The 12692-nt window shown below is 45.8% G+C and carries 12 protein-coding genes; 11 read left to right on the plus strand and 1 reads right to left on the minus strand.

The genetic code is table 11. The features are described from left to right. Position 1 precedes the first annotated feature (1 nt). The 9 genes from HDC33_RS04680 (at position 2) to HDC33_RS04720 (ending at position 9558) form a co-directional block, all read left to right on the plus strand. Positions 2–1279 carry a dihydroorotase gene (locus tag HDC33_RS04680; RefSeq protein WP_179391339.1) on the plus strand — a complete coding sequence of 426 codons (1278 nt, stop codon included), beginning with the start codon at positions 2–4 and terminating at the stop codon, positions 1277–1279. Beyond that, positions 1279–2379: a carbamoyl phosphate synthase small subunit gene (locus HDC33_RS04685; protein ID WP_179392627.1), complete on the plus strand. Its 1101-nt coding sequence runs from the start codon at positions 1279–1281 to the stop codon at positions 2377–2379. The genes HDC33_RS04680 and HDC33_RS04685 overlap by 1 nt, the downstream gene beginning before the upstream one ends. Continuing rightward, positions 2372–5569: a carbamoyl-phosphate synthase large subunit gene (carB, locus tag HDC33_RS04690; protein WP_179391340.1), complete on the plus strand. Its 3198-nt coding sequence runs from the start codon at positions 2372–2374 to the stop codon at positions 5567–5569. The genes HDC33_RS04685 and carB overlap by 8 nt, the downstream gene beginning before the upstream one ends. Continuing rightward, positions 5566–6342 carry a dihydroorotate dehydrogenase electron transfer subunit gene (locus HDC33_RS04695; protein ID WP_179391341.1) on the plus strand — a complete coding sequence of 259 codons (777 nt, stop codon included), beginning with the start codon at positions 5566–5568 and terminating at the stop codon, positions 6340–6342. Before carB ends, HDC33_RS04695 begins: the two co-directional genes overlap by 4 nt. Further along, the gene (locus HDC33_RS04700) at positions 6339–7253 is read left to right on the plus strand and encodes a dihydroorotate dehydrogenase (protein WP_179391342.1); all 915 of its coding nucleotides are present in this window, start codon (positions 6339–6341) and stop codon (positions 7251–7253) included. Before HDC33_RS04695 ends, HDC33_RS04700 begins: the two co-directional genes overlap by 4 nt. Beyond that, complete coding sequence (pyrF, locus tag HDC33_RS04705; RefSeq protein ID WP_179391343.1) at positions 7250–7960, plus strand: orotidine-5'-phosphate decarboxylase; 711 nt, start codon at positions 7250–7252, stop codon at positions 7958–7960. The genes HDC33_RS04700 and pyrF overlap by 4 nt, the downstream gene beginning before the upstream one ends. A 2-nt stretch (positions 7961–7962) precedes the next feature. After that, a complete protein-coding gene (pyrE, locus tag HDC33_RS04710; protein WP_179391344.1) occupies positions 7963–8592 on the plus strand; it encodes an orotate phosphoribosyltransferase in 630 nt (209 codons plus the stop codon). A 131-nt stretch (positions 8593–8723) separates the two neighbouring features. Continuing rightward, entirely contained in the window at positions 8724–9104 is a 381-nt protein-coding gene (locus tag HDC33_RS04715) for a RidA family protein (RefSeq protein ID WP_179391345.1), read from the plus strand. Between the two features lie 241 nt (positions 9105–9345). Then, entirely contained in the window at positions 9346–9558 is a 213-nt protein-coding gene (locus HDC33_RS04720) for a hypothetical protein (protein WP_179391346.1), read from the plus strand. 346 nt (positions 9559–9904) lie between these two features. Here HDC33_RS04720 and HDC33_RS04725 read toward each other — a convergent pair whose 3' ends face one another. Continuing rightward, positions 9905–11596: an Rqc2 family fibronectin-binding protein gene (locus HDC33_RS04725; RefSeq protein WP_179391347.1), complete on the minus strand. Its 1692-nt coding sequence runs from the start codon at positions 11594–11596 to the stop codon at positions 9905–9907. A 156-nt stretch (positions 11597–11752) separates the two neighbouring features. Between HDC33_RS04725 and gmk the strand changes: the two genes are divergently transcribed. Both gmk and rpoZ read left to right on the plus strand, forming a co-directional pair. Next, positions 11753–12370, plus strand: coding sequence for a guanylate kinase (gmk, locus tag HDC33_RS04730; protein WP_179391348.1), 618 nt, complete (start codon positions 11753–11755; stop codon positions 12368–12370). A 3-nt stretch (positions 12371–12373) separates the two neighbouring features. After that, a complete protein-coding gene (gene rpoZ, locus HDC33_RS04735) occupies positions 12374–12598 on the plus strand; it encodes a DNA-directed RNA polymerase subunit omega (RefSeq protein WP_179391349.1) in 225 nt (74 codons plus the stop codon). Positions 12599–12692 lie beyond the last annotated feature (94 nt).

Here is a 12692-nt window from a genome sequence, read left to right on the forward strand (position 1 = left end):
CATGGAGAAAGTTATTCAAAATGTACAGATGCTGAATAGTGAAGGGGATCTTGTGATAACGGATGTGAAATTATCGGGTGATAAAATCACGGAAATCGGTAGTCAGCTGACAGTGGAAAATGCGGAAATAATCGACGGTGAAGGTCTATTACTGGCACCGGGCTTCATCGATGTCCACGTACACCTTCGTGAACCGGGTGGCGAACATAAGGAGACGATTGAAAGTGGGACACTAGCAGCTGCAAAAGGCGGTTACACGACAATCAGTGCAATGCCGAATACAAGACCCGTACCCGACACAAAAGAAAATTTGACACTTGTCAATGACTTGATCAAACAGAAGTCCCTGATTCGCGTACTACCATACGCATCCATCACGATTCGGGAAGCCGGCAAGGAACGGACGAATCTCGCTGAGTTGAAAGAACATGGGGCATTCGCGTTCACGGACGACGGTGTTGGTATACAACAGGCTGGAATGATGTTTGAAGCGATGCAGGATGCGGCTGCAATAGGCATGCCGATCGTTGCGCACTGTGAAGACAATACACTTATCTACAGCGGTGCGATGCATGAAGGGAAGCGTAATAAGGAACTCGGTCTTCCTGGCATCCCTTCAATAGCGGAATCTGTCCATATCGCACGGGATATTTTACTGGCGGAAGCTGCGGGCGCCCATTACCATGTGTGTCACGTTAGTACGAAGGAATCTGTCCGGGTGATTCGGGACGCGAAAAAAGCGGGTATACATGTAACCGGAGAAGTGAGCCCGCATCATCTTCTTCTGTCGGAAGAAGACATTCCCGGCGATGACGCGGATTGGAAAATGAATCCGCCGCTTCGGGGAACAGAAGATCTTCAAGCTCTGCGTGAAGGGTTGCTGGATGGCACGCTTGATTTCATCGCAACGGACCATGCACCGCATACAGCGGAGGAAAAAGAAGCTGGCTTTGCAAAAGCTCCATTCGGCATTACCGGTTTAGAAACGGCATTTCCGCTTCTTTATACGAGCTTCGTTAAAAAGGGGTCATGGACATTGCAGCAGCTTATCGATTGGATGACGAAAAAACCGGCTGACGTATTCGGGTTGCCATACGGAAAAATCGAAGTCGGCGCGACGGCGGATCTAGTGTTGATCGATTTGAATAAAGAAGCAAAAATAGATAGAACTACATTTGTTTCAAAAGGGAAGAACACACCATTTGACGGTTGGTCATGCACAGGGTGGCCGGTAAAAACGATTTACGGCGGAAAAATAGTCTGGGAGGATGGACAATGATGAAAAAAAGAATGCTGATTTTAGAAGACGGTACGATTTTTGAAGGAATCGCATTTGGTTCCGATGAAGCTTCAATCGGGGAAACAGTTTTCACGACAGGAATGACAGGCTATCAGGAAACTATTTCGAATCCGTCGGGTGCTGGACAAATCGTCGTCATGACGTACCCGCTCGTAGGAAACTACGGTATTAACCGTGATGATTATGAATCGATCGAACCGGCTGTGAACGGTATTGTTGTCCGTGAATTATCGGACGAACCTTCCAACTTCCGCAGCGGCATGACGCTGTGCGAACTGCTGACGATGAAAGGCATCCCTGGAATCGAAGGTATCGATACACGGAAGTTAACTAGGCTGCTGCGTGATAAAGGATCACTAAAAGGTATTCTGACAGCTGCAGGTGAAGAAGTGAATGTGTCGGAAATAGTTGCAGATGTCGCATCTTCCAAATTGCCGACAGACCTTGTTGCCCGTGTTTCGACAAAAAAATCTTATCCTAGCCCGGGTCGCGGTGAGCGCGTTATCCTAATCGACTACGGCATGAAACATAGCATTTTACGGGAGTTGAATGCCAGGGATTGCGACGTTGTGGTAGTCCCGTATAACACTTCGACAAAAGAAATCCTATCATTATTCCCGGATGGCATTGTGTTATCGAACGGACCGGGTAATCCTGAAGATGTCAAAGGTACGGTAGAAACGATTAAGGAATTGCTAGGGAAAGCCCCAATCTTCGGAATCGGTCTTGGCCATCAGCTGTTTGCTCTTGCCTGCGGCGCACGCACGGTTAAATTGAAAAACAGTCATATGGGCGGCAATCATCCAGTAAAAGACTTGACCTCAGGCCGGACTGAATTGACATCTCAAAGCCATGGCTACGCAGTGGATGAGGCATCACTTGAAGGCACGAACCTTGAAGTGACCCATAAAGCACTCAACGATAATTCAATTGAAGGTTTGAAAAGTACAGCATACGACGCATTTTCCGTTCAGTTCCACCCGGAATCAGCCCCGGGACCTGAAGATTCGAAGCACCTGTTTGACAGATTCATGAATGTAATGAAAACGAGCAGCCGAAAGGAGAATTTCAATGCCTAAACGTACAGATATTGAAACCATTTTAGTTATCGGGTCAGGCCCGATTGTCATAGGTCAAGCAGCAGAGTTCGACTATGCGGGTACACAAGCATGTCTTTCATTAAAAGAAGAGGGCTACCGTGTTATTCTAATCAACTCCAATCCTGCGACGATAATGACGGATACGGAAATCGCGGACAAAGTATATATCGAACCGATCACACTCGACTTTGTCAGCCGTATCATCCGTAAAGAACGTCCTGACGCACTTCTTGCAACCATGGGGGGACAGACCGGTTTGAACATGGCGATTGAATTGGATGAATCGGGGATTTTGGAAGAACTCGGCATCGAAATCCTTGGTACGAAGCTTGATGCGATCCATCAGGCTGAAGACCGTGACTTATTCCGGACGCTGATGAACGAACTTGGTGAACCTGTTCCGGATAGTGATATCATCCACAACCTCGAAGAAGCATATGCATTCGTTGAAAGAATCGGCTATCCCGTCATCGTTCGTCCTGCATTCACACTTGGCGGTACAGGCGGAGGAATGTGCTACAACGATGAAGATTTGGAAGAAATCGTAACAAGCGGTCTAAAATATAGTCCTGCAACGCAATGCCTACTTGAAAAATCGATTGCCGGATATAAGGAAATCGAATATGAAGTCATGCGTGATTCCGCAGACAATGCAATCGTCGTCTGTAACATGGAAAACGTCGATGCAGTCGGAATCCATACAGGAGATTCAATCGTCGCAGCTCCAAGCCAGACGATGACAGACCGTGAATATCAGATGTTGCGGAATGTATCGTTGAAAATTATCCGCGCACTGAAAATCGAAGGCGGGTGTAACGTTCAGCTTGCACTTGATCCACATAGCTTTGATTATTACATTATCGAAGTGAACCCGCGCGTCAGTCGGTCATCTGCACTTGCATCAAAAGCGACGGGCTATCCGATTGCGAAACTAGCTGCGAAAATTGCAGTAGGCATGACACTCGATGAAATGATGAATCCAGTTACGGGCACAACGTACGCTTGCTTCGAACCATCACTTGACTACATTGTGACAAAAATCCCGCGCTGGCCGTTCGATAAATTCGAATCTGCCAAACGAAACTTGGGTACGCAAATGAAAGCGACAGGTGAAGTGATGGCGATCGGCCGTACATTTGAGGAATCAATCTTAAAAGCGGTACGCTCACTTGAAACTGGACAATTCGGACTATCATTGAAAAATGGTTCGGAAATGACAGATGAATGGATTGAAAAACGTATCCGTCGTGCAGGGGATGAGCGGTTGTTCTTCATCGGAGAAGCTTTCCGTAGAGGAGTGACAGTTGAAACGATTCATGAATGGAGTCAAATTGACGTCTTTTTCCTACGCAAGTTCCAGAAAATCGTGCAATTTGAACTGGTCCTAAAAGAAAACCCATTCGACTATGCTACATTGCGCACTGGAAAACGGATGGGCTTCTCGGATGTGACGGTTGCAGAATTGTGGAACACGGATGAGCGTACAGTTTACGATTGGCGAAAAGAGCAAGGCCTTATCCCGGTCTACAAAAAAGTCGACACATGTGCTGGCGAATTTGAATCAGACACACCATATTTCTACGGAACATACGAAGAAGAAAACGAATCGATTAAATCAGATAAGAAAAGTGTCATCGTTCTTGGTTCCGGTCCGATTCGTATCGGTCAAGGCGTCGAGTTCGACTACGCGACGGTGCACTCTGTGTGGGCGATCCAAGAAGCGGGTTACGAGGCCATCATCATTAATAATAATCCTGAAACCGTATCAACGGATTTCTCGATTTCGGACAAATTATACTTCGAGCCGCTGACGATTGAGGATGTCATGCACATCGTTGATCTGGAACAGCCTGAAGGGGTCATCGTCCAGTTTGGCGGACAAACAGCCATCAACTTAGCGGATGGCCTCGAAGCGCGCGGCGTGAAAATTTTAGGAACATCCCTGGAAGATATCGACCGTGCGGAAAACCGCAATAAGTTCGAAAGCGCATTGCGTGAAATCGGTATTCCGCAACCATTGGGTAAAACAGCTGTTTCGGTACCGGAAGCAATCGCCATAGCCAAGGAAATCGGCTATCCCGTACTCGTAAGACCTTCCTACGTTCTTGGCGGACGAGCGATGGAAATTGTTTACCGTGAAGAAGAGTTGCTGTACTACATGGAACATGCCGTGGAAGCGAGTCCGGATCATCCAGTACTGGTCGATCGTTATTTGACAGGAACTGAAATTGAAGTCGATGGAATATGTGACGGGGAAAACGTTTTAATCCCCGGCATAATGGAACATATTGAACGAGCCGGTGTCCACTCGGGTGATTCAATTGCAGTCTTCCCGCCGCAAAACTTATCGGCTTCCCAAATGGAAACAATCGCTGATTATACGACCCGCCTTGCGAAAGGGCTTGGGATTATAGGCCTGCTCAATATCCAGTTCGTCATTTCGGAAGGGCAAGTGTACGTCATCGAAGTGAATCCGCGCTCAAGTCGCACGGTTCCGTTCCTTAGTAAAATAACAAATATTCCAATGGCAAACATTGCGACGAAAGCAATTCTTGGTCAGTCGATCATTGAACAAGGATACAAAAATGGACTCGCTCCGGCACCAGCCGGTGTCTATGTTAAAGTACCGGTATTCTCATTCGCGAAGTTGCGTCGCGTCGACATAACGCTTGGACCTGAAATGAAGTCAACCGGAGAAGTGATGGGGAAAGATACAACACTCGAAAAAGCGCTGTATAAAGGTCTCGTTGCTGCAGGCATGGAAATAAAAGAATACGGCTCTGTCATTATGACCGTTTCTGACAAAGACAAAGAAGAGATGGCCGGCATCGCCAAACGCTTTACGGATATCGGTTACCGTATTTTGGCTACGGGTGGTACAGCGTTGGCGCTGGAGAACGCCGGAATCCGCGTGAAAACAATCGGAAAGATCGGTTCCGAAGGGCCGACGCTTCTGGATGTTATTCAAAAAGGAGGAGCACAAATCGTCATCAATACACTGACAAAAGGGAAACAACCTGAACGTGACGGCTTTAGAATCCGCCGTGAGTCAGTTGAAAATGGCGTTCCTTGCTTCACTTCACTTGATACGGCGGATGCAATGCTGCGTGTCATCGAGTCAATGACGTTCCAAACAGAGGAAATGGGGAAAATGGAGGAACTCGTATGATCATTCAAGATCGAATGACGGTTACTTCGCAACAGCAGATTGCACATAACATTTTTGAAATGAAGTTGAACGGTAAATTGGTCGGGGAAATTTCTTCCCCGGGCCAGTTTGTCCATATTCGGGTTTCCGATTCATTCGAACCGTTGTTAAGAAGGCCGATATCCATCGCCTCCATCGATCAAGAGGCCGGCGAAATGACAATCATCTATCGTGCGGAAGGTAGAGGAACTACAATCCTTTCGCAAAAACGTTCCGGTGATGAAATTGATGTACTCGGTCCGCTGGGCAATGGTTTTCCGATTGAAGAAACGGCGGATGGTGAGACAGCAATCTTGATTGGGGGCGGCATCGGAGTTCCTCCGCTCTATGAACTGTCGAAGCAATTGACGGCTAAAGGCGTAAAGTGCACGCATATCTTAGGGTTCCAATCAAAGGACGTTGTGTTTTACGAAGAGGAATTCACTAAGCTGGGTGAGACACATATCGTAACGGTCGATGGGTCGCATGGAACGGCAGGTTTCGTGACGAACGTAATGGCGGAACTAGGCAATGAATTCTCGACTTATTACAGTTGCGGTCCAATGCCTATGCTTGAAGCCGTGCAAACAATGTACGAAGGAAAAAAAGGGTTCCTGTCATTTGAACAACGAATGGGCTGCGGCATTGGCGCCTGTTTTGCATGTGTTTGTCAAACGACGGAAGGATCGGAAAAGGCGTACATCAAAGTATGTTCTGATGGCCCGGTCTTCCCGGCAGGGGTGGTGGCGATATGAACAGACTATCAATTGAATTGCCAGGTTTACAGTTGAAAAATCCAGTTATGCCGGCATCCGGCTGTTTCGGATTTGGCAAAGAGTACGGACAACTGTATGATTTGTCGCTGCTCGGTGCGATTATGATCAAGGCGACGACACTTGAAACGAGGCTCGGCAATCCGACGCCGCGTGTGGCAGAAACGGCATCCGGCATGCTAAATGCGATCGGCCTCCAAAATCCGGGTTTAAAAGGCGTTATGGAAGGCGAGTTGCCTTGGCTTGAACAGTTCGATGTACCGATCATCGCAAACGTTGCGGGTACTGAAACGGCTGACTACGTGGAAGTGGCGAAAGCCGTATCTAAAGCACCGAATGTGAAAGCACTTGAATTGAATATTTCTTGTCCGAACGTCAAAGCGGGAGGCATCACTTTCGGAACAGATCCGGAAATTGCGAAAGAGCTGACAAAAGCCGTGAAGGAAGTTTCCGAAGTACCGGTTTATGTCAAACTCTCACCCAACGTCACAGACATTGTTGAAATTGCGCGGGCTGTCGAAGCGGGAGGGGCGGATGGCATCACGATGATCAATACACTTGTGGGTATGCGTCTTGATCAAAAAACGGGCCGCCCGGTCATCGCAAATGGTACAGGAGGTTTGTCCGGGCCTGCAGTGAAACCGGTCGCTATCAGAATGGTTTATGAAGTAAGCAAAGCTGTCAATATCCCGATAATCGGAATGGGCGGGGTTACAGAAACTGCTGATATTATCGACTTTATGTCAGCGGGTGCAAGTGCTGTAGCGGTAGGAACAGCGAATTTCGTCAATCCGTTCGTTTGCCCGCAAATTATTGAACAATTGCCGGCAAAGCTGGACGAGCTTGGTATCAATCATATTTACGAACTGATAGGGAGGAGTCACCGTCTATGAAAACCTCACCAATTATAGCGCTCGATTTTGATTCGGCTGAAAAAACCTTCGACTTCTTACATGCCTTTGACGGAGACATAAATGTAAAAGTAGGCATGCAGCTTTATTATAAGGAAGGTCCTGCAGTTGTCGCACGTTTGAAAGAAAAAGGATATGATGTATTCCTTGATTTGAAACTGCATGATATTCCAAATACGGTGAAGTCTGCGATGGAAGTGCTTGCAGGATTCGGTGTAGACCTCGTGAATGTCCATGCAGCCGGCGGAAAAACGATGATGGAGGCGGCGCTGGAAGGGCTGGATAAAGGAACACCATCTGGAATGGCACGACCATCATTAATCGGTGTAACGCAATTAACTTCGACAGACAATCGACAGGTACGTGAAGAGCAGTTGATTGGCGTCTCATTGGCAGAATCTGTCCTTCATTATGCGAAGCTGACGAAAGTGGCAGGGCTAGATGGTGTTGTTTGTTCTGTTCATGAAGCGGCTACGATTATGAATGTTTGTGGAGAATCCTTTTACAAAGTGACACCGGGCATCCGTCTAGCCGACGGCGGGTCGCATGATCAGAAACGGATTGCGACACCTGAAGAAGCGCGTCTGGCAGGTTCTACGCATATCGTTGTCGGACGGGCAATAACGGGTGCAACCGATCCACGGGCGGCTTATGAACATATACATGCACTTTGGAAGGGGACGGAATAAGAATGGTGAAAAAAGAAATCGCGGAAATCCTGTTGAATGTTGGCGCAGTTGAACTTAGTCCGAGTGAACCGTTTACATGGGCATCGGGCATCGAGTCCCCGATTTACTGTGACAATCGCTTGACGATGTCAGATCCAATCGGACGAAAAAAAATTGCAGAAGGTCTAGCGGGATTGATCCGTGAAAATTATCCGGAAACGACGGTCATTGCAGGGACGGCGACGGCTGGAATTCCACACGCAGCATGGGTTGCGGATATTCTTGGACTGCCGATGGTCTATATCCGTTCAAAAGCAAAAGGACACGGACGCAGCCGTCAAATCGAAGGCAAAATTGCTAGTGCGGATAAAGCAGTTATTATCGAAGACTTGATTTCAACAGGCGGCAGCAGTTTAAATGCTGCGGAAGCACTCCGTTCTGAAGGCATCGAAGTGACTGGAGTCGTTTCCATTTTTACATATGAACTTCAAAGTGCAGACGATACATTTGCGTCCGCAGAGTTGACATACAAAAGTTTGACCGATTTCGGAGCGCTTGCTGAAGCGGCACAGGAAAACGGTGCAATTAGCGAAGAATCAATCAGTGAGTTACTGGATTGGCATGGGAAATTGAAAGCGGGTTTATTGAAGTGATAAAAATACTAGTCCACGATGGTCACATCCATGTGGACTAGTATTTTTCATTTACAAGAATTCGAAATACTTGAACAATTAAACTATTAATATATAATTTAGCATTACTTCGACAATAAAGGAGAATCAGCATGACGAGAATAGTTTATAATGCAAAAGGAGCAACAGCATCAGGACCCTACTCACACGCGGTGGATGCAGGTGAATTGGTATATTTCTCTGGTCAAACAGCGATGAATTCAGTTTCGGCGGAACATATGACGGGGGATATTCAGGCACAAACGAAGCAGTGTTTTATAAACTTATTTGAGGTATTAGAAGCAACCAACCTCACTTCTGATGATGTAGTAAAAGTAAATGTATATTTAACAAATATGAATGACTTTACCGCAATGAATGAGGTCTATAAAACACAGTTTGCCGAGCCATTCCCCGCCAGGACATGTGTAGCGGTTTTAGCACTACCGTTGGGTGCAGATGTAGAAATTGAAATGATTGCAAAAAGAGGCTGACGATTAAATGAAGTGAGAAAACGTTTAACAAATTATGATTCTTTTAAGCGAAAGTCGAATTCACACTTCCATCAGCTATTCATCACCCGATTAGGATGTATCGCAGTTATGAATACACTTTTTGAAAATCGCTTTGTGACAAATGAAGAATAGTTACAAAGGGAAATGGAAAAGCTGAATTTTTCAGAGTACTTGGATCGTTGGAAGTCTAAAACACTTACTCATGTCAGGAGATTCTAGCATGCAGGAATTCAAAATAACTTACTTCTTTGATGAAGAGCATTATATCAGAAGATTCATCTTCATGGAGTCCCAAGAAAAAGCGGAAGAACTGATTAGAAGCGAACGGGATCAATATATTTCGTTCCGGGATAGCAGAGGGATTTATCATGAGCTGAATACAAGCAATGTTCGAGTGATCCAACTGTCTGACTATCACAGAATTAATAAGTAAAAAAACACCAAAGTAAAATGTCGTAAGCTCGTGGGTAGCGCTATTTATAATCAATAGTAAAGTGGATTCGATGGGATTTATATATTCAATTTCTTGAAAGGTATGGACTATGCAGTATGTATAATATCTTATACTTTCAGTTGAACAGATGAATCGAGCGAAGGCGCCTTCATGTGGTAGCCGAAGCGATAAGCCGGGCAGTGGTCTTCTGCCCGGCTTATCGCGAGAGGCATCCACAAGCGCCAAAGCGTGTATGATGGGAGATTCTTAATCCCATTCTATATTATTATCTAAAATAGAAAATGCTAATCCACGACGGATATCATCATCGTGGATTAGCATTTCGTTACTTACGTAATTTCATCACTACATCTTCATTCGGGTCAACTAAAATCGTTTTCTGCTCAAAGTAGATGACAAACCCCGGTTTTGAACCGTTTGGCTTTTTAACATGCCGCACTTCAGTGTAGTCAACCGGTACAGCAGAAGATCCACGGGCTTTACTGAAGTAGGCGGAAAGAATTGCCGCTTCATGGATTGTTTCTTCGTCGGGAGCAGCATCATGGATGACGACATGAGAGCCTGGTATATCCTTCGTATGCAGCCAAGTTTGTTCCCGGGATGCGATTTTGAAAGTTAAATAGTCGTTTTGCTTATTGTTCTTGCCTACGGAAATTTTCACGCCTTTGGAAGATACATATGTTTCAGGCACCGGTTTTTTCGGCTTCAGTTTCTTTTTTGACTTACGAGCCTTCAGAAAACCAAGTTCCGCAAGTTCTTCACGTATTTCTTCGATGTCTATAGGGGAAGCTTGCAATACCTGCTGTTTGATCATTTCGAAGTAAGCGATATCTTCTGCTGTTTTTTCAAGCTGTTCCGCAATCATGATAAGCGCAGTTTTCGCTTTCGAGTACCTCGAATAAAAGCGCTGTGCATTATCGATTGGCGATTTCCTCGGGTCAAGCGGAATGGTGACCATCGTTCCTTCATCATAATAATTAGCGACAGTCGCTTCCGTTGCACCTTTTTCAATGGCGTAACTGTTTGCGGTTAGCAGTTCGCCGTACAGCTGAAATGTATCAAGCTTCCCGGCAGCTTCTCTTTCTTTTACAAGCTTTTTCGTTTTCAGATTCAGTTTGGCGATTTCATTGTCAAGCCAACGTTCAAGGTCCGCCGCTTGTGACTTCACACGCTCCCGTTCAGCTCGGGCAAAATACACTTTATCCAGCAAATCACCTAGCGTTTTGTATTCTGCAATCGTCTTATCCGCATGCGTTAGCGCTGTTGCGGAAAATACGGTTTTTGTTCCGATTTCTGAAATATTTGGCGTGCTGTCTATTCCTTTGAATGAAGCAAGAAGTGATGTAAACACCGTAAATTTATCCTTAGCCGAAGCACCTTTCAAGCGATACAGTAATTCTTCCGCATTAATCGGTGAAAAACCCGAAAATTGCTCCACGACATCACGAGCACTGTTCAACTCCGGTAACAGCTCGTCAAATTGTGCCTCTGTCACCGCGAAAGGATCTTTTTTGTCCTGCGGGGGAGCCGGAATAAAAGGCTGTCCAGGCAATATCGTCCGATAACTATTTACCGATGGCGGCAAATGCTTCATACTTTCAATGATGAGATTACGATCCGGATCTACGAGTAGCAAGTTGCTGTGCCTGCCCATGATCTCAACGTAAAGCCGTCTATTAATATCGTCGCCGATCTCGTTTTTTGCCTTAATGTTAATTGTTATGATTCTGTCGGTGCCGAATTGGCCAACCGATGTAATGGAGCCGCCTTCTAAATGTTTTCGCAATACCATGCAAAATAGGGGTGGTTCGGAAGGGTTTGTAATCGATTCTTCCGTCAATTGGATGCGTGAATAGGATGAATGCGTTGAAATTAGAAGTTTTTGGTTTTTTCCGTCTGCGCGGATTAGAAACACGACTTCCTGTGCGTTCGGCTGATGAATTTTGGAGATGCGTCCATTTTTCAAGACTTGTAGCTCCTGCACCATCGCCGTTGTGAATAAACCATCAAATGCCATTTGGATTCCTCTTTCAAATCGTTTTTCCCCATTTTAGCACTCTGGGAAGCTTATATGGTATAATATGAACAGATTGTTTCAATCAATAACGATTGGAGAAGGCATTATTGTGCCGAATCTCCATTGTAAATCAGATTAGATAAGAAGAGGGATCAAATGTATAAACAACGAGGGCTTCTGATCGTCTTGTCCGGACCTTCCGGTGTAGGCAAAGGGACGGTTCGAAAAGAGCTTTTTACACAACCTGATACGAACTATGAATACTCCATTTCGATGACGACGAGAAGTCCCCGCGAAGGCGAAGTGGATGGCACAGATTATTTCTTCAAATCAAAAGATGAGTTTGAACGATTGATTGAAGAAGGCAAGCTGCTGGAATACGCAGAGTATGTCGGCAATTATTACGGTACTCCGCTTGATTATGTCAATGAAACACTTGATGCAGGGAGAGATGTATTCCTTGAAATTGAGGTTGTCGGAGCCGCCCAGGTTCGTGCTAAAGTCCCGGACGGACTCTTCATTTTCCTGGCGCCGCCGAGTTTGTCGGAACTAGAAGACCGACTCGTCGGCAGAGGCACTGAAGAAGCCGATGTCATTGCAACACGCATTTTGAAAGCGCGTGAAGAACTCGAAATGATGAACTTGTACGACTATGTCGTGGAAAACGATGAAGTGACAAACGCATGCGATCGCATCAATGCAATCGTCACTGCAGAACATTGCCGCAGAGAACGTGTGGAAAAGTTATATTTAGGTATGCTGAAAGGGGAATAAACAATGTTAACGCCATCACTCGATTCATTAAAAGAGAAAATTGATTCAAAATACACGCTTGTGACACTCGCTTCAAAACGGGCGCGTCAAATGCAGGAGGAAGGAAATAGACTCCTGCCCTCTTATGTATCCAACAAGAATGTAGGCAAAGCACTTGAAGAAGTGGCTGCAGGCATGCTTTCGAAGCAGGAAACGGACGATTCGGTCGTCTACGAAGACGAAGTTTAATAGGAGGAGTCCCTCTTTATTGGAGTCTGCATTAAACTTTCATTAGAATAGGTAAACGTGATACTCCCTTAGAAACGAGTTTTTCTTTGGGAGT

It is taken from the genome of Sporosarcina sp. JAI121 (assembly GCF_013408665.1).
Classification (GTDB): Bacteria; Bacillota; Bacilli; order Bacillales_A; family Planococcaceae; genus Sporosarcina.

Bases quoted from the DNA above. Each gene is read 5' to 3' on its own strand.
- HDC33_RS04680 (WP_179391339.1), top strand. From the start codon at position 2: ATGGAGAAAGTTATTCAAAATGTACAGATGCTGAATAGTGAAGGGGAT.
- HDC33_RS04685 (WP_179392627.1), top strand. From the start codon at position 1,279: ATGAAAAAAAGAATGCTGATTTTAGAAGACGGTACGATTTTTGAAGGA.
- carB (WP_179391340.1), top strand. From the start codon at position 2,372: ATGCCTAAACGTACAGATATTGAAACCATTTTAGTTATCGGGTCAGGC.
- HDC33_RS04695 (WP_179391341.1), top strand. From the start codon at position 5,566: ATGATCATTCAAGATCGAATGACGGTTACTTCGCAACAGCAGATTGCA.
- HDC33_RS04700 (WP_179391342.1), top strand. From the start codon at position 6,339: ATGAACAGACTATCAATTGAATTGCCAGGTTTACAGTTGAAAAATCCA.
- pyrF (WP_179391343.1), top strand. From the start codon at position 7,250: ATGAAAACCTCACCAATTATAGCGCTCGATTTTGATTCGGCTGAAAAA.
- pyrE (WP_179391344.1), top strand. From the start codon at position 7,963: ATGGTGAAAAAAGAAATCGCGGAAATCCTGTTGAATGTTGGCGCAGTT.
- HDC33_RS04715 (WP_179391345.1), top strand. From the start codon at position 8,724: ATGACGAGAATAGTTTATAATGCAAAAGGAGCAACAGCATCAGGACCC.
- HDC33_RS04720 (WP_179391346.1), top strand. From the start codon at position 9,346: ATGCAGGAATTCAAAATAACTTACTTCTTTGATGAAGAGCATTATATC.
- HDC33_RS04725 (WP_179391347.1), bottom strand. From the start codon at position 11,596: ATGGCATTTGATGGTTTATTCACAACGGCGATGGTGCAGGAGCTACAA.
- gmk (WP_179391348.1), top strand. From the start codon at position 11,753: ATGTATAAACAACGAGGGCTTCTGATCGTCTTGTCCGGACCTTCCGGT.
- rpoZ (WP_179391349.1), top strand. From the start codon at position 12,374: ATGTTAACGCCATCACTCGATTCATTAAAAGAGAAAATTGATTCAAAA.